Here is a 22,214-nt window from a genome sequence, read left to right as displayed (position 1 = left end):
TTCAATATGTTGAGGTCTTCGCCCGGCGAGGAGAACATCGTGTTGCGAGCAGCCTGCACCCGCGTGGCCGTCGTCTCCTACGGGGCGGTGGTCGCCCTGACCGCCACCGTGGCGCCACTGGCCGCCGCGCCACCGACCGTTCTCCCGGCCGCGGGCGGGGCGCTCGCGCCGGTCCGGCCGGCGGCCGCGGTACCCGCGTTCCCGGGCGCGGTCGGCTTCGGTGCCAACGTGACCGGCGGGCGGGGCGGCACCGTCTACCACGTGACGAACCTCAACGACTCCGGAGCGGGGTCGCTGCGCGACGCGGTGAGCCAGGGCCCCCGGATCGTGGTCTTCGACGTCGGCGGTTACATCGAGCTGGCCTCGCCGCTGAGCATCAAGAGCAACATCACCGTCGCCGGTCAGACCGCGCCGGGTGACGGGATCGCGACCCGGGGGTACCAGGTGTCGCTCTCCAACGCCGACAACGTGATCGTCCGGTACCTGCGGTTCCGGCACGGGTTGACGCCGAACCAGAACCGCGACGGCATCACCATCAACGAGGGCAGCAACCAGATCTTCGACCACGTCTCGGTCTCCTGGGGACGGGACGAGAACTTCTCCATCAACAGCAGCACCAACATCACGGTGCAGAACTCGATCATCTCCGAGGGTCTCGACCCGCACTCCTGCGGTGGCCTGATCCAGAGCGACGGCGTGACCCTCTACCGCAACCTGTACGCGCACAACAAGACCCGCAACCCGAAGGTCAAGGGCCGCAACCAGTTCGTCAACAACGTCGTCTACAACTGGGGCTCCGACGCGTACATCGAGGGCGACTCCGCCGGGCGCAGCGACGCCAACGTCATCGGCAACTACTTCGTCAAGGGGCCCTCGACCGGCTCCAGCGGCCCGTTCACCCGGGGCAACCTCAACTTCCACATCTACGCGGCCGGCAACTACTACGACTCGGACAAGAACGGTGTCCTGGACGGCCGGGCCACGACAACCGCCGACCTGGGCAACGTCGTGGTGGAGCCGGCGCCGTTCGCCTTCCCGGCGGTTCCCGAATCGTCGGCGGCTGCCGCTCACGCGACAGTCGTCGACCAGGCCGGGGCCTCGCTGCGGCGGGACCGGATCGACCGTCGACTGATCACCGAACTGACCGGCCAGACCGGCGCGATCATCACCGATCCCGCCACGGTGGGCGGCTTCGGCACCCTCGCCGGAGGTACGGCCCCGGCCGACGGCGACCGGGACGGTATGCCGGACACCTGGGAGCGGTCCAACGGGCTGAACCCGGCGAACGCCGCCGACGGCGACGACATCGGGGCCGACGGGTACAGCAACGTCGAGCGCTACCTCAACGGCCTGGCCCGCTGAGCACACCGCTCGACTGACCTGGGTCCATCCCGTCGGGGCGGTGCGGAAAATCGTTGCCGTTCTATGCTTGCCGGATCCGAGCCCCGGTTCCGAACGCCGGCTCCCGACACAATGGACCGATGGTGCGCCCGAGAACCCCGATCGGACAGACCGCCAGACTGCCCACGGTGGCCGCGTTCCGGCTCTTCCGTCGTGATCCACTCGGCCTCTTCGCCGAGGTCGCCAGCGGGCCGGACGGCGTGGCCCGGGTCGACCTGCTCGGGCGGAGCATGGTGTTCATCACCGATCCGGACCATGTGCGGTACGTCCTCAAGGACAACCACCGCAACTACGACAAGAACGCTCCCATCTACAACGCGGCCCGACCGTTCCTGGGCGAGGGCCTGACGGTGTCGCACGGTGGCGAGGACTGGTTGCGCCGACGCAGACTCGTGCAACCCGCGTTCCATCGGCAGCACCTTCCGATGGCGGCGGACGTCACCGAGAACTGTCTCGCCGACACCCTCGCCGACTGGCGGACGTACCCGGATTCCGGCGCCGAGGTCGATTTCTCGCTGGAGATGACGCGGCTGACCATGCGCATCGCCTGCCGCAGTCTCTTCGGCGTCGACGTGGTCGGCGACGTGGCGCAGATCGCCCGCAACCTCGACTTCGCCGCCGGTTTCGTGGCCGAGTTCCTGGCCCGACCGTTTCCGCCGCTCTTCGTGCCGACCCGCCGCAACCGCGAGTTCCGCCGGGCGATGCGCCAGGTCCGGGACCTCACCGCGGCGATCGTCCGGAGCCGGACGGGTGCGGCGGAGCCGGCCGGGGCCACCGGCCTGCTGTCGCCGCTGCTCACCGATACCGAGGCCGGCGGCTCGACGCCCGGTCAGGTCCGCGACGAGCTGATCGGCCTGTTCTTCGCGGGACACGAGACGCTCGCACACACCCTGACCTGGTGCTGGTACCTGCTGGCTCGGAACCCGGCCGCCGATGCCCGACTGCGGACGGAGCTGACGTCCGTGCTCGGCGGCCGGCCCGCCACCCTCGCCGACCTCGGCGCGCTTCGATACACCCGGATGGTCGTGGACGAGGCGATGCGGCTCTACCCGGTGGTGTGGATCATGATGCGTCGCGCTCTCGGTCCCGACGTCATCGCCGGGCACCGGATTCCCGCTGGCGCCGTTCTGGCCTGGAGTCCCTACGTCGGCAACCGCGACCCCCGGGTGTGGTCCGAGCCGGACGAGTTCCGCCCCGAACGCTTCGACCCGGACGGGAACGGCCGGGAGGCCGGGTACTCGCGGCACTCGGTCATCCCGTTCGGACTGGGGCCCCGGGCGTGTGTCGGCGCGGACTTCGCGACGGCGGAGGCGTGTCTGGCCGTTGCCACCCTGGCCCAGGAGTACCAGTCGGTGCTGCTGGGCCGTACGCCGATCCGCCCGGAGGCGTCGCTCACGCTGCATCCACGGGACGGCCTGCCGGTGCTGCTGCGGCGCAGGACCGGACACGACGTGGCGGTCGCCCCGTGACCCCGATCGGTGCCCGGGGATGAGTTCCGCGCCCGGTACCAGCCCCTACCTGCTGGGCGCCTTCGCGCCGCTGCGGGAGGAGGCGACCCACCACCGGCTCGCGGTGACCGGGCGGGTGCCGGAGGAGTTGGACGGTCTCTTCACCCAGATAGGCCCCTCGCCGGTACGGCCGCCGCAGCACCGCTCGGCGGAGCGGTACCCGTGGCTCCTGGCGGACGGACTCGTCTGTGGCGTACGGGTGCGGGGTGGCCGGGCACTGTGGTTCCGGAACCGGTGGATCCGATCCCGACGGGTCGCCCGCGCACTGGGTACGCGGCCCGCCCCGGGACCCCGGCACTTCCCCGTGGACACCGTCAACACCAACATCGTCTCCCACGGCGGCCTGGTCCTGGCCCTGGTGGAGTCGGGCTGCCTGCCGGTGCAGCTCAGCAGCACCCTGGACAGCGTCGGCTACACGGATCTCGGCGGGCAGTTGCCGCGGGGCTTCTCGGCGCATCCGAAGGTCGATCCGGCGACCGGTGACCTGCACGTGCTGGCGTACTCGCCGCTGCGCACCTGGGCCGAGTATCTCGTGCTCGCCCCGTCCGGACGGGTGCGAACGGTACGCCGGATCCCGCTGCACGGCCGCCCGATGCTGCACGACATCGCGCTGACCCCGAACTACGTGCTCTTCTTCGACCTGCCGGTCCGATTCGACGCGGTGAAGGGGTTACGCGGCGGGTTTCCGTACCGGTGGCGCGACGAGCACCAGTCCCGGGTCGGCGTGCTGCCCCGTGGCGGCGGTGCACTGCGCTGGATCGCCATCCCGCCGTGTTTCGTGTACCACGTCGTCGGTGCCGAGGAGGTCTCGTCGGATCGGATCGTCGTTCGCGCGATCCGGTACGCGCGGCTCTTCGACGGGCGTACCGAGGATCCCTTCGGCCGGCCGGGAACTTTGTGGGAGTGGGATCTCGACCTCGCGGCCGACTCCGCGCCGGCCCGACAGCTCGACGAGCGGCCCAGCGAGATGCCCCGGATCGATCCGCGCCGGCAGGGTCGGGCACATCGGTTCTACTACGCGGTGACGGCGACGACGAGCCGGGCGGTACGGACCCACGCGCCGGACGGCCTGGTCAAGTACGACCTGCGACGGCGCTCGGGCGAGGTCCGGCGGCTGCGACCGGGCGACGCCACCACCGAGGCCGTGTTCGTGCCCCGGCCAGACTCGGCCGGCGAGGACGCCGGCTGGATCCTCCACTTCCGCTACGACGGCGACCGGGACGTCAGCGAGCTCGTGGTGTTCGACGCGCAGGACTTCACCAGCCCTCCGCTCGCCACCGTACGGCTGCCGGTCCGGGTTCCGGTCGGCGCACACAGCACCTGGATCCCGGCCACCGAGCTGGCGTCGACCCCCGAGACCGGCCCGGGCCACGAGGGTCCGGGGTAGTCCACCGGCCCGGCCCGGTCGGGGCTCGGGCCGGCGGATCCCCGTCAACCTCCGTTGATCACGAAGCTCGATCCCGGTTGGACCACGATGTTGCCGGTGGCCGAGTTGGTGATGGTGACGTTGGTCAGCGTCGCGCTGCCCCGGGCACCGCTCATGGCCAGGATGCCGGCTCCGTTGTTGGACTTGTCGATCCGGACATTGCTGATCACGACGCCAGGGATACTGCCGCCGCCGGTCTTGAACTGGATGCCGTCGTACGTCGAGTCGTGGATCTCGGTGTCCCGGATGGTGACACCGGGGATGTCCCGACTGGCGGCGAAGAGCGTGATGGCACCGAACTCCTGTGCCTCGTTCCAGAAGGCACCACCGGTACGGTAGAGCCCGTTGTTGGCGATCAGCGTCTGCCCCGAGAAGGGCAGCGGGTCGTGGTCGGTCGCCAGCATGATGCCCGGGTAGTTCGCGGTGTCGTAGATCAGGTTGTTCTCGATCGTGTTGCCGTAGCCGCCGTAGATCGCGATGCCGTTGGCCCGCCAGGGCAGCTGGATCGTGTTGTTGACGAAGTGGTTGTCGTGTCCGATGTCCACCGAGGTGTCCCGGACGTACCGGCTGGACCAGACCGCCAGGGCGTCGTCGCCGTTGGTCCGGAACGACGAGTTGAACACCCGGGAGTTGCGGGTGCTGTTGGCGAAGTTGATGCCGTCGGCGTACGTGTCCCGGATCCGCATCCCGGTGAACTCGATCCCGTCACCCGGGTTCCAGTACGCCGGCGTGTCGCTGTAGTCGCGGCCGACCCAGGCACCGACGTTGACGTGCTCGATCCAGACGTTGCTGATCTTCGTGTTCTTGCCGAGCCGGCCGTTGATGCCGTGGCCCCGGTTGGCCCGGTTCGTCGTCATCCCGAAGATCGCGATGTCGGAGATCTGGGTGTTGTCGTCGATGTCGAAGCCGACGTTGCCCTCGTGCGGGTGGTTGATGTTGCCGACCACGTTCTGCGGCTCGGTGTTCGTGTAGAGCTGCGAGTGCCACATCCCGGCACCGCGCACCACCACGTTGCGGATGCCCTTCTGGTTGTACTGGCCCCGGGTGGGGTCCGGTGAGAGGATCTTCTGCTCCTGCCGCCACTGGCCGGCCGGGATCCAGACGCAGCTGATCACGCCGTTCTCGTCGTCGGTAACCGCACGCTGGATGGCGGCCGTGTCGTCGAGCCCGTCGTTCGGGACGGCCCCGTACGTCGTGATCGAGGTGCACCCGGCGGGTTGGCTCAGCGGCGCCGCGACCTGCTCTAGGTCGACGAGGTCGATGACGTAGAACGACGCGTTGTCACCGGTGTCGCGTTGCAACCGGAACCTGGTGCCGGGCGGGTACGACTGCGACAGCAGCGCGTGCGACTCGTCGAAGAGCCGGCGCGCGTTCGCCTGCGGGGTGTTCGACAGGCTCTCGGTGTCGTCGGTCAGCCCGTAGAGCCAGCTGTTGCGCGAGGAGAGGGTCAGCTTTCGGTTGAAGCTGCCGTTGACGTACAGGCTGATCGTGGCCTCGGTGCCGCCGCCGCCCGCCGAGTCGGGGATGGAGTTGCGGACCACGATCGAGTTGGCCTGGTTGGTCGAGGTGAACTCGACGTACTGGCCCTGGCTGTTCAGGCGTACCGACCTGCGACCCGAGGACTCGGAGGCGAAGTTGGTGTGCCCGAAGGTGCGCTTCGGATCGGCCTCCAGCAGGGTGCCCTGGTAGCTGGCGGCCTCGGCCTCGTACTCGGTGTACGGCACGGCCGCGCCGCGCCCGACCACGATCGACTGCGAGCGTACGTTGTTGGTCTCGTTGGTCTCGGCGACGACTCCGGTCGCGTCGGCGGTCGCGGTGATGGTGGCACCGCCGCTGGTGGCGGTCCAGCTGCCGCTGATCGCCACGTTGGCCGTCGCGCCCGCGGCGATGGACGGGGTGTTGGTGTTCAGCGTGGTGCTGCCCGCGACCAGCCGGGTGACCGTGGTGGCGCCGGTCGCGGCGGTCCCACGGTTGTTCACCGCCACGGTGAAGGTGACCGCCGACCCGACGGCCGGGTTCGGCGGGTTGGAGCTGATGCTCAGGACCTGCAAATCAGGCCCGGGCGCCTGGGTGACCACCAGGGGCGCGGCGGCGGTGAAGCTGTTGTTGGCGTTGTTCTGCTCGACGATCGTGTTGGTCGGGTCGACCACCGACGAGACGCTGTAGCTGCCCATCGGCCGTGGTCCGGCATTGAACGAGACCGTGGTCGAGCCGCCGGCGGCCAGCGCGCCGACCGCGGCGCTGCCGACGACCGTGCCGGCCAGGCTGAAGTTGACCGTGGTAGCGCCGGCCGCAGCCGATCCGACGTTCTGCACCGTGGCCGAGAGGGTCACCGGGGTGGCCTCGTTCGGCGATGCCGGCGTCCAACTCGTCGCGTTGACGACCAGGTCGGGGTTGGGTGCCGGGGTGCCGCAGACCTCCAGCTCGGCGACCTGGCCGGACGGGGCACCGGTGTTGGAGTTGAACCGGAGCTGCACGTCCGCCGTGGACGCGCCGACCGGGACGGTCACCACGTTGTTGCCCTGGACGAACTGGTAGCTCGCCGCCGACACCAGGTTGGTGTAGCTGGTCGAAGCCTGGTCGCGGCCGAGCACCTGGAAGTTCTGGGTACGGGTGCCCCAGGCGGGGTCCGGGTTCAGCTTGACGTTCACCGCGGTGATGGCGTGGTTCGCCCCCAGCGCGACGGTCAGGGTCTGCGGGTAGCCCGCTGCGCCCTCCCAGTAGGTGCCGAGCTGCCCGTCGTTCGCCTTCTCCGGGGTGAAGGTGAAGGTGGAGCCGCTCGCCGTCATGGTCTTGCCCTGTGCCACGTTCGTGCAGCCCGGCTGCTGTGTGCCGGTCCGGGTGGTGGTGTTGCTGTTGCCGGAGAGGTTGCCGGCACCGTCCCGGGCCCGGACGTGGTACGACACGGTCGCCGTCGGCGGCTGGCTGTCCTGGTACGTGAGCACGGTGCCCAGGGTCGCGACCAGGTTGCCGGCGCGGTAGACGTTGTATCCGGCCAGGCCGCTGCCGCCGGAGTCGGTGGCGGCGCCCCAGTTCAACGTGATGGTGTTGCCCGAGGTGCTGTGCGACAGCGCACCCGGGGTGCTCGGCGCGGTGGTGTCGGTCGGGGTTCCCGCTCCGTAGACCTCGAGTTCCGACAGTTGCCCCGCCGGCCATCCGCTGTTCGCGGTGATGTTGATCCGGACGTAGCGGGCGGCGGCCTGGCCGAAGTTGACCGTGACCGAGTTGCCGTTGGTCGCCGGGTTGAAGGTGTGGGTCTGGGCCGGAGCCAGGTCGGCGAAGGACGATCCGTTGGTGCTGCCCTGCACGCTCAGAGTCTGGGTGCGGGTGGCCCAGCCGGAGGTCGGCAGCTTCAGTACGACGCTGTTGACGGTCATCGACGAGCCGAGGTCGACCTGTACCCACTCGGGGAAGGCGTTGTTGACGCTCTCCCAGTAGGTGCCCTGGTTGCCGTCGACGACCCGGGCGGAGTCGTAGACCTCGGCGTGGCCGCTTTCCTGGGTGGGACGGCCCAGGGCGAGGTTGGTGGCCGCGATCTGGGCGCCGTCCGGCCTCGCCGAGGCCGCCTTTCCGACCGGGAGGTCCGGTCCGGCGGCCGCGTTCGCGACGGTTGGCCACCCCACGGCGGCGATCAGGGTGGCCGCGACTGTCGTCGCCGCCACCCTGATCAGGTTCGTTCGTCTCATCACTGTCCTTCCTGTGCGGGGGTATCCGCGGGTGGTCTGGTCCACCGTGGCGGGGCGTACGTCGGTACGGCGCCGGTTGCGCTGCGGGCGGCGAGCGGATCCGGTCGTCGGGGGTCGGGGCAGGCGCGGTGGCGACGGGCGGTACGCGGGGCCCGCGGGGTCGGCGCGGACGCCCCGGAACGGGATCTCCCGGAAGTTGCACGAGCAAGTAGCAAAACGAGCATGACTTTGTCGCAATCTTGCAACGCGTTGGGGGCAAGTATTACCGACGTGCTACGAAGGCGTCAACACATTCGCATGAATCAGTAGAAAGCGACGTGCGGGCGAAGGTCTTCCCTGGTCAGCCATTCCCTGGCCGGTGGAGATCCCGGCCCGGCCAGCAGCGCCGCCGGGCCCGGTCCGGCGGGTGCCGATCCGGCGGCGTGCCCATGGGGGAGGCCATCACTTCGATACGGGGGAATGTGTGACTGCGCCCCATGTCGTCGGTTCGTCTTCCGGCCGTAACGTCGCGGCAACCTGAGAGTGGCCCATCCCACACCGTCGCCGGAGGCCAACCATGCGCCCCAGACCCGTCCTGGCCCGCCTCGTGCGGGCCGCCCTCGTGCCCGTACTGGCCACTGTGGCCGTACTGGCCGTCGCCGCCCCCGCCCAGGCCGCCACCCTCACCCAGGTGACCGGCTTCGGTTCCAACCCCGGCAACCTCACCATGTACGCCTACCGGCCGGACAACCTGCCCAGCGGAGCCCCCGCCGTGGTGCTGCTGCACGGCTGTGCCCAGAACGCCAACGGCTACTTCGGCAACTCCGGCTGGCGCAAGTACGCCGACCAGTGGGGATTCGCGCTGATCGTGCCGGAGCAGAAGTCGGCGAACAACTCCACCTCCTGCTTCAACTGGTTCGAACCGGGGGACACCGCACGCGGCCAGGGCGAGGCACTGTCGATCCGGCAGATGGTCGACCACGCCCGGACCACCTTCGGCACCGCCGCCAACCGGGTGTACGTCAGCGGCCTCTCCGCTGGTGGCGCCATGGCGTCGGCGATGCTGGCCAGCTATCCGGACACCTTCGCGGCCGGGTCGATCGTCGCCGGTATCCCGTACCGGTGTGCCACCAGCATGGTCAACGCGTTCAGTTGCATGAACCCGGGCGTCGACCGGAGCCCGGCCCAGTGGGGCGACCTGGTCCGCAACGCGTACCCCGGCTACACCGGCCAGCGGCCCAGGGTCGCGATCTGGCACGGCACCGGCGACTACACCGTCGGGGTGACGAACGCGACGGAGTCCCGCGACCAGTGGACCAATGTGCTCGGCGTGTCCCAGACCCCGTCCGGCACCTCGACGCTGCCGGGCGGTACCACCCTGGAAACGTACGGCGCCGACCAGGTACGCCTGTACCGGGTCGCCGGGATGGGGCACGGTACGCCGGTCGACCCGGGCTCCGGGGCGGAGCAGTGCGGGACCGCGGCGGCGTACTTCCTGGACACCATCTGCTCGGCGTACCGGGACGCGGTCTACTTCGGCCTCGGCACCGGCGGCGATCCGGGTAACCCGGGTGACCCGGGTGATCCGGGGGAGGAGCCGGGCGACCCGGGCGAGGACCCGGTCTGCGTCACGGCGAACAACTACGCGCACGTCCAGGCGGGTCGGGCCTACCAGTCCGGCGGCTACGCCTACGCGGTCGGCTCCGGAGCGCGGATGGGCCTGTACAACGTCTTTGCCAGCACGTCGTTGCGGCAGACCGGCCCCGGACACTGGGTGATCGGTTGCTGATCGGCTGCTGACCGGCCGGGCCGGCGCGCGACCGTCCGCGTGCCGGCCACCGGGGGCGTTCCGGTGCGCCGCGTTCAGCTGGTGGAAAGGGCTCTCCGGAGCCGTCCGGCGACGGTGGGTCCGGCAGTGGCCCGGGCGCCTCCGGTGCTCTATTTTGGGCGGAGACACCAGGAGCGACACCGACAACGGCGGGAGAGACGGGATCCACATGGAGGGCAGCGTGCCGGCACCGGGTCAGGCGTCCAGGATCGACACGACCATCCCACACTCGGCCCGGACCTGGAACTACTGGCTCGGCGGCAAGGACAACTTCGCCATCGACCGGCAGGTCGGTGACCAGATCCGGGAGATCTACCCGGACATCGTCGACATCGCCCGGAACTCGCGGGCCTTCCTCGGTCGCGCCGTCCGTCATCTCGTCGGGGAGGCGGGCGTACGGCAGTTCCTCGACATCGGCACGGGGCTGCCGACGGCGGACAACACCCACGAGGTCGCCCAGCGTCTCGACCCGAGCTGCCGCATCGTGTACGTCGACAACGATCCGCTCGTCCTGGTGCACGCCCGGGCGTTGCTCGTCGGCGCAGCGGAGGGGGCCACCGCGTACATCGACGCCGACGTGCGGAACCCGGACAAGATCCTCGCCATCGCCGCCGAGACGCTGGACTTCGACCAGCCCGTGGCGATCATGATGCTCGGCATCCTGGGTCAGGTCCTCGACGACACCGAGGCGGACGCGATCGTGCGCCTGCTGCTGGCCGCCGTACCCTCCGGCAGCTATCTGGTATTCGAGGACGGCACCCGGATGGTGCATCCCGAGGCCGCCGACAGGGCTGCCCGACTGCGGGCCGAGGCCGGTGACCCGTACCGGCTGCGCAGCCCGGAGGAGGCCGCCCGGTTCTTCGAGGGGCTACACCTCCTGGAACCTGGCATCGTCTCCGTGACCCGGTGGCGACCGGCCCCCGGTCCGGACGGCCCGCCCGCCGAGGTCGACGCGCTGGGCGCTGTCGGACGGAAGCCGTAACGGGCCGTCGGCCCTCCGCCGGGCTCGGCACCGGGCGTCGGCGCGGGCGCCGGACCGCTCAGCCGTCCGCCGCGTCGGGCATCCGGCTGTCGGCCACCGCCGCCGGGGCGTCCGCGAGCGAGAACCTCTCGCGCAACCGCGAGTAGAACTGCGAGGTGCGGAGGCGTACCAGGTGGGCCGGCTGGGACGCCGGCTGGACCGTCACCCAGTCTCCGGGATCGAGTACGCCGCGCAGTTGGCCGTCCACGCTGACCGCGACCTGGCCCGACTGGTCGAGTACCCGTACCGTGACCGCCTCGTCGGCGGCCAGCACGAGGCTGCGGTTGAAGACCATGTGCGCGGCGACCGGGGTGAACACGAGCGCGCTCAGCCGGGGGGAGAGGATGGGCCCGCCGGCGGCGAAGTTGTAGGCGGTGGAGCCGGTCGGGGTGGCGACCACGAGAGCGTCCGCGGAGTAGGACGCGAAGAGCGTCTGGTCCAGGTACACGCCGAGGCTGGCCTGCCGGTCGCGGGCGAGCTTCTCGAAGACGATGTCGTTCAGGGCGGTGACGTCCAGGGCGACGCCCGGCTGGTGGTCGGGGGCGGGGGTCCGGGGCAGCGGCGTTGGCGGCGGTAGCAGCGGGCCGCGCCCGTAGCGCAGCAGCGCCTGCATCTCGTCGGGGATCTCCAGCGGCCGGGAGGCACAGAGCGTGAGCATCATCCGCTCGTCGAGCTGGACGCGGCCGGAGAAAAACGCCGCCAGCGCGGTGTCGATGTCGGCGGGCTCGACCTCGGTCAGGAACCCCACCCGGCCGACGTTGATGCCGAGCACGGGTACGCCGTCCGTGGCCGCGATCCGGGCGCCCCGCAGGAACGTCCCGTCCCCGCCGACGGTCACCACCAGCGCCGGATGGCCGGCCGCCTCGGCCTCGTCGCCCGCGTTGCGGCGGTGGCACCGCTCCAGGTCCTGGCCCCACACGTCGATGTCGCTGACGTCGACGGAGTTGGCTGCCCCCCACCGACGGACGGCGCCGGCGGCCTCGACCGCCGCCGCCCGTCCCTCGTGCACCACCAAGCCGATCCGCCTGCCTGTCATGACCGCTCTCTCGTCCCTGCTCCCTGTCACCGGGTACGCCAGCGGCTCCGGTCGGTGAGCGATCCGGTCGGACTCGCGGCTGCCGCCCCCGCAGCTGAGTCTGCCCGGTCAACCCCGCCGCAGGCCGACCCCTCGACGGTACGCCCACCCCGTGGCGCCGGGCGGCCGCTTCGAGGTTGCCCCGGGAGTGCCGCTCGTCGGGCGCGGGCGCTCCGACCACGACGGCGGCGCGCTCCGGGCCGGAGCGCGCCGCCGTCGTGGGAGATGACCCGGTCAGCGGTTGATATGCCGCCGCCCGTAGAAGCCGGCGACCGCGGCCACGGCGAGCGCGGCGAGCACGACCTGGATGAGGATCTCCACCCAGTCGATGCCGTCGGTCTCGGCCAGGTTCGCGCCGCGGGCGATGGCGGTGCCCACCAGGGCGGCCACGATGCCGATGACCAGTGTCAGCCAGATCGGAATGTTCTGCTTGCCGGGTACGACCAGACGCCCGAGCGCGCCGATGATCAGACCCACGACGATCGCGGAGATAATGCCAGCGACGGCCATCTGATGCCTCCAAGCCTTGAGGGGGTGTGACGGCATCGTTGTTGCCCCCCGGGTAACCAGCCGAAACGTCCCTGCCCCAGCTCACCCTGCACCGACCCGGGCTCGGGCCGCCCGGGTGGCCCATCGGTGCGGTCGGTGGAGGTGCCGGTGGGGCCGCCCACGGGTCCGGGTGGCGGTATCGTGACCACGCTGGGACCGGGCCGCTGGTCGCCGTCTGGGGACGGTGTCCGGACCGGTGGCGGTCCCGGCGTGTCGTAGTCGGCGCGTCTGGTGGTAGGTGGTGGTTGTGGTGGCGGACGGTAAGGTTCTGCGGTTCGACGAGGTCCGGGGGTACGGCTTCATCGCGCCGTTCGGTGGCGGGGAGGACGTCTTCGTACACGCGAACGACTTCGGTGAGAAGCGGCACCTGGTGCATCCCGGAATGCGCGTCGAGTACGAGGTGGAGGCGGGCGACCGCGGCCTGAAGGTGTCCACGGTCCGGATCGTGGAGGACGCGGCGGCGGCAGGGCCGGAGACCTCGGTCCCCGCTGCGCAGGAGCGGCTCAGGACGGCGGCCACGGGTGACGACGACGGGATGTGCGACGTGCTCGCGCCCCGGGAGTTCACCGCCGAGGTGACGGAGACCCTTCTCCAGTACGTGCCGTCGCTGACCGGTGCCCAGATCGTGCAGGTACGCCAGCGGATCGTCGATCTCGCGCGGTCGCACGGCTGGATCGAGGCCTGACAGCCGCAGGGTGAGGTGATCCGGGGCCCGCATCGCGGATCCGGAACCGCCGCCGTCCTGTCGGTAATTCGGTTGCCGTCCGGCGCCGACGTCGCGACCATCAACAACGGTCGATCGACGGGGGGCGCGGTTGATGCGACGACGTCTGACGGATGCCGGGCGGACGACGGCGGCACGGATCCGGCTGCTGCGTCTGCTGTCCCGGGCCGGCCTCGCGGCGACCGGGACGCTGGTGACCCTGCAACTCGTCCGTGCGGTGGTCCCGACGGCACAGGCGCTGTCGGTGGGCCATCTGGTCGCCGTGTTCGGGGCCGGACACTCCGATCGGCGGGTGCTCGTGGCCGCGGCCCTGGTCGCCGGGCTGTTCCTGATCGACCACGCCGTCTGGCTGGTCCTGACCGCCGTGCGGACGCTGGTGGTCAAGCGCGTCGACGGCCGCCTACGGGCCGAGGTGCGCGCCATCGCGGTCAACCTGCCGGGCCTCGACCATCTGGAGGGCCGGAGCTTCCAGGATCGCGCGTCCCGGGTGGTGGACGGCGGAATGGGCCTCGGTCGGGACCGTTCGGCCGGCAGCGCCGCCGCGGGCCAGCTCGAACTCGTGTTCCGGATGCTGAGCGCGTTCGCGGCAGCGGCGTTGCTGGCGACGTTCCTCCCGACGCTGGCCTTCGGGCTGCTCCTGGTGTCACTGCTGATCCGGGCGATGCTGCGCCGGCAGTGGATGCGCATCATCGACCTGCTGGACGCCGACACCGCCGGCCAGCGCAAGGAGTACTACCTGTCCGAGCAGGCCGTCATCGGGGCCGCGAAGGACGTACGGCTGTTCGGGCTCAGCGGCTGGTTCGGTGGGCGGGTCCGGGCCACGGCCACCCGGACCTACGCACCGGTCTACCGGGAGATGCTGGCGGTGCTGCGTCGACAGTGGTGGACGGCGCTGCTCGCGGTCGGCTCGGCCACGGCGGCGCTGACCGTACCGGCCGTGGCCGTGCTGTCCGGCTCGCTCGATCCGGCCCAGCTGATCACCTTCGTCCTCGCGGCCTGGGGCGTCATGTCGATCAGCAGCGTGGGCATGGAGGCGTACGACATCGAGTACGGCCTGCGCGGCGTCGAGGCCGCCGACGAACTCACGGCCGAGTACGGAACCGGGGCAGCCGGCGCAGCGGGCCGGGAGGCCCCGTCCCCGACACCGACACCGCCGACGGTCCGGTTCGAGGATGTCGTCTTCACCTACCCAGGTACCTCCGCTCCCGTCCTCGACGGCCTGACGGTGACCCTGCGGCCCGGCGAGACCGTCGCCGTCGTCGGCGAGAACGGCGTCGGCAAGACCACCTTCGTCAAGCTGCTCGGCGGTCTCTACCGTCCGGACTCGGGCCGGATCACCGTGGACGGTGTCGACCTCGCGGCCCTCGACCTGCCGGCCTGGCGGCGGCGCCTGGCGGTGCTCTTCGGCGACTTCGTGCGGTACCCGGCCAGCCTGCGGGAGAACGTCACCTTCGCGGCACCCCACCTGGCCGGCGACGACGCGGTACGGGACGCCCTCGACCGGGCCGGCGGTACGCGGTTGCTGGCCGAACTTGCCGACGGGCTCGACACGTCGCTGTGGAGCGAGGGAACGGACGGTACGGGCCTGTCCGGCGGCCAGTGGCAGCGGGTCGCCCTGGCCCGGGTGCTGTTCGCCGTCGCGGCCGGCGGGCGGGTCCTCGTCCTCGACGAGCCGACGGCCCACCTCGACGTCCGGGCCGAGGCCGAGTTCCACCAGCGGGTGGTGTCCCGGGTCCACAACACGACGACAGTGCTCATCTCGCACCGGCTGTCGACCGTACGGCCCGCCGACCGGATCATCCTGCTCCGCGCCGGGCGGGTCGCCGAGGACGGTTCGCACGACGAGCTGATGGCGCTCGGTGGCGACTACGCGCGGTTCTTCACGGTGCAGGCCGAGGCGTTCACCGTGGAGGCCCGATGATCGACTGGCTGCGACTGCTGCGGCACGTCACCCGGCTGACCGTCCGGGCCGACCGGCGCGCCGCGACGGTGCTGTGCACTCTGATGATCGGGCAGGCCGGGGTCATCGCGGCGGTGGGGCTGAGCCAGCGGTGGCTCGTCGACAGCAGCGCGGCCCACCAGGTCGCCGCCGTGGTCGGAGCGATCGCGCTGGGCGCCGCCGCGTACGGGCTCTCCAGCGGGGCCGGCCGGGTCCAGTCGAATCTGATCATCTATCTGGTCGGCCGGGTGCGGATGGCGTTCAACGAGGAGATCCAGCAGGCCGTCTCGTCGATTCCGACGATCACCCACGTCGAGTACGGGCCGTACATCAACCGGTGGGACCGGATCTTCAAGAACTCGCAGTCGATCGCCGGGATGCCCTGGTCCACCCTTGACGCGACGGCCGCCGTGGGAAGCCTGGCGGTCACCATCGGCCTGCTCGGCTGGGTCAGTCCGGCGCTGTGCCTGCTGGCCCTGCTGGCGGTGCCGGTCTTCCTGGCCAGCCGGCGTGCCGACCGGCTGTTGCGCGACGCGCGCGACGCGGGCATGGAGATCCTCCGGCGGGAGCGGCGGCTGCACGAGCTCTGCGTCGAGCCGGAGCCGGCAAAGGAGGTGATGCTGGCCGGCAGTGGGGCGACGCTGAGCCGGCACGCGTCCGGGCTGTGGGACGAGGCCGTGGCGCTGGAGACGGGTGCCCGGCTCCGGGCCGCCGCCTACTCCAGCGGCGCCTGGCTCCTCTACGCGGCCGGGGTGGCGGCCGCCCTGGTCGTCGTCGCGGACCTGATCCGCTCCGGCCGGACGACCGTGGGCGCCGCCGTCATGGTCGTGTCGCTGGCGACCCAGCTACAGAGTCAACTGCGTACGGTGCTGACCAGCCTCAACACCGTGGCCGAGGCGGGTCAGGCGGTGGAGCACTACTCGTGGCTGCGGCGCTACGCGGCCGAGGCGGCCCGTCCGGGTACCCCGGCACCGGCGGTCCTGACCCGGGGCATCACGCTGCACGACGTCCGGTTCCGCTACCCGACGGCCGAGCATGACGTGTTGCACGGCGTCAACCTGCACCTGCCCGCCGGCAGCACCGTCGCGGTCGTCGGCGTCAACGGTGCCGGCAAGTCCACGCTGATCAAGCTCCTCACCGGCGTCTACGAGCCGACGGCCGGGTACATCACCGTGGACGACGAGCCGCTCGCCGACATCGCCCGCGACCGGTGGCAGGCCAGCCTCTCCGGTGTCTTCCAGGACTTCGCCCGGATCCGGCTGCTGGCCCGGGAGACGGTCGGCGTCGGCGACGTCCGGCACATCCGCGACCGGCCGACGGTCGAGGCCGCGGTGGATCGGGCCGGCGCCGCTGACGTCCTCGCCCGGCTGCCGCAGCGTCTGGACACCCAGCTCGGTGCCGCCTTCGGCGGGGTCGAGCCGTCGCTCGGCCAGTGGCAGCGGCTGGCACTGGCCCGGTCCCTGATGCGTGAGGTGGCCGGCGACCGCCCGCCGCTCTGCGTGGTGCTCGACGAGCCCACCGCGGCGCTCGACCCGCTCGCCGAGCACGACCTGTTCCAGCACTTCGTGCAGCAGGTACGCGCGGCGACCCGGCAGGGCGCCGTCACCGTCCTGGTCTCGCACCGCTTCACGACCGTACGGATGGCCGACCTGATCGTGGTGCTGGAGGACGGCCGGGTAGCCGAGTTCGGCAGCCATGCCGAGCTGATGGCGGCGGGGCGCGGCTACGCCGAGCTGTACCGGCTCCAGGAACGGGCGTACCGGTGACCTCCGGTCGGTGGCAATACCGAAGGCATGTGGTGGCTACGTCCAGCAGCGTCGGGTCGCCGGTTCAGGAGGGTAGGAAGGCGCTGGTCGACGCGCGCAGCGCCGAGACGCACGCGGCGATCGCGGGGTGGTCGGCGGCGCCGCGCCGGTAGGCGATCCGGGTGCGTCGGTGGGCGGCCAGCGGCCGGAGCCGTACGCCCGGAGGCGGTTGGATCGCGCCGAGCTGCGGTACCAGTGCGACGCCCTGACCGGCGGCGACCAGGGCGAGTACGGCGGTGAAGTCGTCGGCGTGGTGGCGCACCCTGGGAAGGAAGCCGGCGGTGTGACAGACCCGCTCGGCGACGGTGTGGCACAGCGTGCCGGGGGTGCCGACGATCCAGGCGGCGTTCCGGGCGGCCGAAATCGGATCACCGGCCGGGTCGAGGTGCACACCGTCGTCGGGTACGGCGAGGAAGACCGTCTCGTCGAGCAGCGGGGTCGAGTCCAGGGCCGGGTCGGGCGCGATCGGCACGATGTCGTAGTCGTGCAGCAGTGCGACGTCCAGCCGCCGGTCCCGTAACGCGTCCGGCACGGCGACCGGGTCGAGTTCGGTGACCATGAGGTCGAGGCCGGGATGGTCGCGGCCCAGCGCGACCAGGGCCGGGGGCAGCAGCGTGCGTACGGCGCTCGGAAAGGCGCCGATGTGGACGGTTCCGGAGAGCTCGGCCTGGGCGGCGGCCAGGGTGGCGGTCGCGGCTTCGAGGGCGGCGAGCACGGTCTCGGTGTGCTGCGCGAGCGCCGTTCCGGCGGGGGTGAGCCGGACGGTGCGACCGGTGTGTTCCAGCAGCGGTACGCCCGCCTCGCGTTGCAGCGCGGCGAGTTGCTGGGACACGGCGGACGGGGTGTACGCGTGGGCCTGGGCGACCGCGGCGATGGTGCCGAGATGGGCCAGGTCGCGTAGCAGCCGGAGCCGGCGGACGTCGAGCATCAGTTCAGCTTACGCTTCGCTGAAGGAACGTGAACTGGTTCTTTCCTTTCTTCCAGGGGAGGCTGGAGCCATGACACTGACCGGCCTGTACGTTCCATTGATCACCCCGTTCGACGACTCCGGGGCGGTGGCGCTCGACGTGCTGGAGGGACTCGCGCACCAGGTGCTGGAGTCCGGCGCCAGCGGCCTGGTGGCGCTCGGCACCACCGCCGAGCCCGGCTCGCTCAGCACGGCCGAGCAGGACGCGGTGGTCGAGGTGGCCGCCCGGGCCTGCCGTGAACGCGGCGCGCAGTTGCTGGTCGGCGCCCACGATCCGCAGGCGTTGCGCGGGCTGGCCGGTCGGCCGGAGGTGGTGGCGGCGTTGACCTCGGTGCCGCCGTTCGTCCGTCCCGGTGCGGCCGGGGTGCTCGCCCACTTCACCCACCTCGCCGCGACCAGCCCGGTGCCGCTGGTCGTCTACGACGTCCCGCGCCGGACCGGCCAGTACCTGCCGGTGGAGACGCTCCGCCAACTGGCCGGGTTGCCCGGGGTGCTGGGCCTGAAGTACGCCCCGGACGGCATCAACGCCGACACCGTGGCGCTGTTCGCCGACCCGCCCGCCGGCCTGGCGATCCTCGGCGGTGACGACGCGTTCGTTTCGGCGGTGCTCGCCCTCGGCGCGCACGGCGCCATCATGGCGTCGGCGCATCTGGCCACCGCCGACTACGCCCGGTTGATCACGCTGTGGCAGGCCGGCGACGTTGCCGCCGCCCGAACCCTGGGCGGGCGGCTCAGCCTCCTGTCGACGGCCCTGTTCGCCGAACCGAACCCGACGGTGGTCAAGGCGGTGCTGCACGCCCAGGGTCGCATTCCGAGCGCGGCGGTCCGGTTGCCGCTGCTGCCGGCCCGGCCGGAGAGCACCGCGACGGCGTACGGCCACCTCGACGCGCTGGCGTCGGTCGGTTCTGGTGTTGCGGCGGATCCCGGGAGCCGGCCGTGACCGGGTGAGTCGGATCCTCACCCGGCCACGGCTGGGCTCAGAGCCCGGCGGCGTGCGCCGCGGGGGTGCCGCCGACGATCGGCAACACGATGTGGCTGGTCTTCAGCGCCACATCGATGGTGGCCCGGTTCGGGTCGGTCTGGCTGGAGTACTGCGGGTAGCTGCCGACGATGATCACGCCGATCCGGTGACCGGGCTGGAAGACGTAGTCCTCGGGCAGCAGCGGGAAGTCGAAGTTGTACAGCTGACCCGGAACCAGCGGTTCGGCCGTACGGATCGACTTGCGGTTCTGGGCGTCCAGGATGCCCTTGGTGACCAGTTCGAGGTCGGCGGTGGCCACCCGCTTCTGGGTCTGCTTGTAGCAGCCGTCGTCGGTCGGGCTGGTCTGCCCCCAACAGTCCTGGCTCTCCAGCGTGATGATGCCCTCGCCGGACATCCGGTGCGCCACCCGCTCGGCGGTGCCGTAGTCGACCAGGATCGCCCCGAAGTTCGTGTCGGTCTTGTCCGCGCTGGCCCGCAACTTCACCACCGGCGTACCGGAGACGTGCAGCGGCGCGCGTAGCGGCGCCGACAGGAACGCCAGCCGGCTCGGCTGGACCGCGTCCGGGTTGAGAATCATGGTGTTCTGACTCTGCGCCGGATCGTCCGCGAAGGTCTGGGTGGCCGCCTTCTGCCACGGCACCAGCTTCAGGCCGCCCGCACCGCCGGTGCCCGGTTGGAGGAAGATCTCGGTCTCGGTCATCCCCGGGATCGGCCAGTCGGCGTGCGTCTCCCAGACGTCGGCCGAGCGCTCCAGGTCGACCCGGGGCTCGTCCATGATCCCGTTCGGCACCTGGTGCAGCCAGAAGTCGAACCAGCGGTGCAGGGTGTTCACCCAGACCGCCCGACGCGAGTCGAACGGGTCGACGTGGCCCTCCTGGGAGAGCCACAGCTTGCGCGGCACGTCGTTCGCGGCCAGCTCGTACCAGAACTTGCTGAAGTGGTCCGGCCGGACGTTGTCGTCGTTGAGCCCGTGGTAGAGCAGCACGCTGGCCTTGACCCGGTCGGCCCGCTTGACGTAGCTGCGCTCACCCCAGAACGGCGAGTAGTCGCCGGTCTCGTCACCGTCGGCGGCCGCCATCGCGTCCCGGACCGGTTTGCAGTAGTCCCGGCGTTCCGGATTGGTCACCGTGTTCGCCAGCGACGCCACGTAACTGTTGCCCCGGGTGACCACCCCGTTGCTGCGTACGTAGTCGTAGTACTCGGTCGGGCCGCTGATCGGCACCACCGTGGTCAGGCCCTTGACGCCGGTCACCGCCGTCGCTATGGCCAGTGATCCGTCGTACGACTTGCCGATCATGCCGGTCCGGCCGTTGTGCCAGTCCGCCTCGACGATCTGTCCGGCGGCGTTCCGGGCGGTGGCCCGACCGTTCAGCCAGTTGATCGCCTGCTTGGCGCTCAGGTTGTCCTGGTTGGCGTTGGTGGTCGGGCAGCCGGTGGAGTTGTTGGTGCCGACCATGTCCAGCAGGATGACCGCGTAGCCGCGTGGTACGAAGTAGTTGTCGTAGAACAGCGGCCAGCGGTCGAGCAGGCCGTCACCGTCGAGGTCGGCCTTGCACTCGGACTCGTTGCCCCGACAGACGGTCGAGTAGTACGGACTGGCGTCCATGACGACCGGCACCTTGAGCCCGTCGGCGGTCGCCTTCGGCCGCATCAGGTCGAACGCGATGATGTCGCGCAGCCCGTCGAGATCGCTGTCGAACGTCGAGTCGATGAACAGCCGTTCCCGGATGGCGTCGGCGTAGCCGAACACCGGCTGCGTCACGCCGTCGGAGACCACGATCTCCGGTGCCTGCTCGGCGCTCGCCGGTGGCGTAACGCCCAGGACGGCCACCGCCACCACCGGGAGTACCGCTATTCCGACCCGCCACATCCTGCTGAACCCACCCATTTACCCTCCTTGTTAGGCCAGGGGTCTGGGTAGGCTACGCAGAGCGCCGCGATCGGACAATGTGCACCTGTCGGAAGCCGGCCCGCTCCGATTCGACGCCGTGCGCAGCCGGGAGGCGATGATGCACGCGGGCTTCCGGATCCTGCCGGGTGCCGCCGACAGCGGCGTCATCCTGCATGTCCCGCACGCCGGGCGGCTGATCCCACCGACCGTACGGCGACGGCTGCTGCTCGACGACCCGGAACTGGCGGCCGAACTGGCCCGGATGACCGACGCGCACACCGACCTCGTCGCGGCCCGCGCGGCGACGACCGCCGGGCGTACGCCGTGGACGTTCGTGAACCTGCTGTCCCGGTTGGTCGTCGACCCCGAGCGCTTCCCCGACGACAGGGAGTCGATGCGGGCGGTGGGGATGGGCGCGGTGTACACCCGGACCAGTGACGGGCGCCGGCTCCGCGAGGACGATCCGGTCGCCGAGGAGGAACTGCTGGACCGCTGGTACCGGCCGTACGGCAGGGCGATGACGGACCTCGTGGACGCCCGGTTGGCAGCGGCGGGGCGGGTGACCGTCGTCGACGTCCACTCGTACCCGAGCGTGCGGTTGCCGTACGAGACCGGTGGCGCCGTACGCCCGGCGATCTGCCTGGGAACCGACCCGGACCACACACCCGGCTGGCTGCTGTCCGCCGCGCGGGGAGCCTTCGCCGGCCACGGTGACATCGACGTCGACACGCCGTTCGCGGGCTGCTACGTGCCGCTGCGACACTACCGGCGGGACCGTCGGGTACACGCCCTGATGGTGGAGATCCGTCGGGACCGTTACCTGGTGGAACCCGACGGGCCACCCACCGGGGGGCTCGCCGCCCTGGGTGGCGCCATGGCGACGCTGGTCGACGCGACGGACGCCGGACCGGGCGGATCGGTCGACGCGGGGCCGGGCCCCACCGGATCCGGTATCGTCCGAGAGTGATCTTCCACATCGCCGAGGTGTCCGACTGGCAGGCCGCACAGGTGTCCGGGGACTACCGGGTGTCGACCCGGGGCCGGTCCCTGGCCGACGAGGGGTTCATCCACGCGGCGCGACGCGGCCAGGTCCTCGGGGTCGCCCAGGCCTTCTACGCCGACGCCGGTCCGCTGCTGCTGCTCAGCATCGACCCGGACCGGCTCTCCTCGCCGGTACGGGACGACGAGGTGGCCCCCGGAATCGTCTTTCCGCACATCTACGGCCCGATCAACCTCGACGCGGTGGTGGCGGCGGCCCCACTGCGGCGGGAAGCCGACGGCAGGTTCATCCTGCCCTCGTGACGATCATGCCGGAGCTGTCGCCGCAGGCCGCTCGGGGGCCCGATCGCCGGCACTGGCAGGAGTTCCTCGACCAGCCACTCTGTGTCGTCATCGAGTGCGTGCGGGATGGTGCCGGCGGGTAGGGCATTAGA

17 protein-coding genes are annotated in these 22,214 nt (G+C 71.0%); 12 read left to right on the top strand and 5 right to left on the bottom strand.

The features are described from left to right. Positions 1-39 precede the first annotated feature (39 nt). From H4W31_RS36480 to H4W31_RS36470, 3 genes are all read left to right on the top strand, one after another. Positions 40-1,362, top strand: a complete 1,323-nt coding sequence (locus H4W31_RS36480) for a pectate lyase family protein (protein WP_192770758.1) — start codon at positions 40-42, stop codon at positions 1,360-1,362. Between the two features lie 119 nt (positions 1,363-1,481). After that, on the top strand, positions 1,482-2,870 hold the full coding sequence (locus H4W31_RS36475) for a cytochrome P450 (protein ID WP_192770757.1): 1,389 nt from the start codon (positions 1,482-1,484) through the stop codon (positions 2,868-2,870). A gap of 19 nt (positions 2,871-2,889) precedes the next feature. Then, positions 2,890-4,296: a carotenoid oxygenase family protein gene (locus H4W31_RS36470; RefSeq protein WP_192770756.1), complete on the top strand. Its 1,407-nt coding sequence runs from the start codon at positions 2,890-2,892 to the stop codon at positions 4,294-4,296. 44 nt (positions 4,297-4,340) lie between these two features. On the opposite strand, the gene H4W31_RS36465 is transcribed toward H4W31_RS36470, so the two are convergent. Beyond that, entirely contained in the window at positions 4,341-8,021 is a 3,681-nt protein-coding gene (locus H4W31_RS36465; RefSeq protein ID WP_192770755.1) for a CARDB domain-containing protein, read from the bottom strand. A 556-nt stretch (positions 8,022-8,577) separates the two neighbouring features. On the opposite strand from H4W31_RS36465, the gene H4W31_RS36460 reads away from it, so the two are divergent. Both H4W31_RS36460 and H4W31_RS36455 read left to right on the top strand, forming a co-directional pair. Continuing rightward, positions 8,578-9,789: an extracellular catalytic domain type 1 short-chain-length polyhydroxyalkanoate depolymerase gene (locus H4W31_RS36460; RefSeq protein WP_192770754.1), complete on the top strand. Its 1,212-nt coding sequence runs from the start codon at positions 8,578-8,580 to the stop codon at positions 9,787-9,789. Between the two features lie 208 nt (positions 9,790-9,997). Then, positions 9,998-10,810, top strand: a complete 813-nt coding sequence (locus H4W31_RS36455) for an SAM-dependent methyltransferase (RefSeq protein WP_192770753.1) — start codon at positions 9,998-10,000, stop codon at positions 10,808-10,810. Positions 10,811-10,868: 58 nt separating this feature from the next. Here H4W31_RS36455 and H4W31_RS36450 read toward each other — a convergent pair whose 3' ends face one another. Together H4W31_RS36450 and H4W31_RS36445 are read right to left on the bottom strand one after the other, a co-directional pair. Next, positions 10,869-11,885: an NAD(+)/NADH kinase gene (locus H4W31_RS36450; RefSeq protein WP_192770752.1), complete on the bottom strand. Its 1,017-nt coding sequence runs from the start codon at positions 11,883-11,885 to the stop codon at positions 10,869-10,871. Positions 11,886-12,158: 273 nt separating this feature from the next. Continuing rightward, positions 12,159-12,434: a GlsB/YeaQ/YmgE family stress response membrane protein gene (locus H4W31_RS36445; protein ID WP_192770751.1), complete on the bottom strand. Its 276-nt coding sequence runs from the start codon at positions 12,432-12,434 to the stop codon at positions 12,159-12,161. Positions 12,435-12,723: 289 nt separating this feature from the next. Between H4W31_RS36445 and H4W31_RS36440 the strand changes: the two genes are divergently transcribed. The 3 genes from H4W31_RS36440 to H4W31_RS36430 all read left to right on the top strand — a co-directional run bounded on the left by H4W31_RS36440 (position 12,724) and on the right by H4W31_RS36430 (position 16,902). Continuing rightward, positions 12,724-13,158 carry a cold-shock protein gene (locus H4W31_RS36440; protein ID WP_192770750.1) on the top strand — a complete coding sequence of 145 codons (435 nt, stop codon included), beginning with the start codon at positions 12,724-12,726 and terminating at the stop codon, positions 13,156-13,158. Positions 13,159-13,291: 133 nt separating this feature from the next. Then, on the top strand, positions 13,292-15,118 hold the full coding sequence (locus H4W31_RS36435) for an ABC transporter ATP-binding protein (protein WP_192770749.1): 1,827 nt from the start codon (positions 13,292-13,294) through the stop codon (positions 15,116-15,118). Next, complete coding sequence (locus tag H4W31_RS36430; RefSeq protein WP_192770748.1) at positions 15,115-16,902, top strand: ATP-binding cassette domain-containing protein; 1,788 nt, start codon at positions 15,115-15,117, stop codon at positions 16,900-16,902. Before H4W31_RS36435 ends, H4W31_RS36430 begins: the two co-directional genes overlap by 4 nt. A 64-nt stretch (positions 16,903-16,966) precedes the next feature. Here the strand turns inward: H4W31_RS36430 and H4W31_RS36425 are convergent, their stop codons facing one another. Beyond that, complete coding sequence (locus H4W31_RS36425) at positions 16,967-17,869, bottom strand: LysR family transcriptional regulator (protein WP_192770747.1); 903 nt, start codon at positions 17,867-17,869, stop codon at positions 16,967-16,969. A 70-nt stretch (positions 17,870-17,939) separates the two neighbouring features. Here H4W31_RS36425 and H4W31_RS36420 point away from each other — a divergent pair, with 70 nt between their 5' ends. Then, complete coding sequence (locus H4W31_RS36420) at positions 17,940-18,848, top strand: dihydrodipicolinate synthase family protein (protein WP_192770746.1); 909 nt, start codon at positions 17,940-17,942, stop codon at positions 18,846-18,848. Positions 18,849-18,885: 37 nt separating this feature from the next. On the opposite strand, the gene H4W31_RS36415 is transcribed toward H4W31_RS36420, so the two are convergent. After that, positions 18,886-20,778 carry a CocE/NonD family hydrolase gene (locus H4W31_RS36415; RefSeq protein WP_225945871.1) on the bottom strand — a complete coding sequence of 631 codons (1,893 nt, stop codon included), beginning with the start codon at positions 20,776-20,778 and terminating at the stop codon, positions 18,886-18,888. 100 nt (positions 20,779-20,878) lie between these two features. Here H4W31_RS36415 and H4W31_RS36410 point away from each other — a divergent pair, with 100 nt between their 5' ends. Genes H4W31_RS36410 through H4W31_RS44040 form a run of 3 tightly spaced genes read left to right on the top strand, consistent with a single transcriptional unit; the run spans position 20,879 to position 22,205 of the window. After that, a complete protein-coding gene (locus H4W31_RS36410) occupies positions 20,879-21,748 on the top strand; it encodes an N-formylglutamate amidohydrolase (RefSeq protein WP_318783620.1) in 870 nt (289 codons plus the stop codon). Then, the gene (locus H4W31_RS36405) at positions 21,745-22,083 is read left to right on the top strand and encodes a DUF952 domain-containing protein (RefSeq protein WP_192770745.1); all 339 of its coding nucleotides are present in this window, start codon (positions 21,745-21,747) and stop codon (positions 22,081-22,083) included. The genes H4W31_RS36410 and H4W31_RS36405 overlap by 4 nt, the downstream gene beginning before the upstream one ends. After that, positions 22,080-22,205 carry a hypothetical protein gene (locus H4W31_RS44040; RefSeq protein ID WP_264084111.1) on the top strand — a complete coding sequence of 42 codons (126 nt, stop codon included), beginning with the start codon at positions 22,080-22,082 and terminating at the stop codon, positions 22,203-22,205. Before H4W31_RS36405 ends, H4W31_RS44040 begins: the two co-directional genes overlap by 4 nt. The last annotated feature ends 9 nt before the right edge of the window (positions 22,206-22,214 follow it).

It is taken from the genome of Plantactinospora soyae, assembly GCF_014874095.1.
In the GTDB taxonomy this organism is placed as follows: Bacteria; Actinomycetota; Actinomycetes; order Mycobacteriales; family Micromonosporaceae; genus Plantactinospora; species Plantactinospora soyae.
The sequence above is the reverse complement of the archived record's forward strand: the minus strand, read 5'-3'. Positions and strand labels throughout refer to the sequence as shown.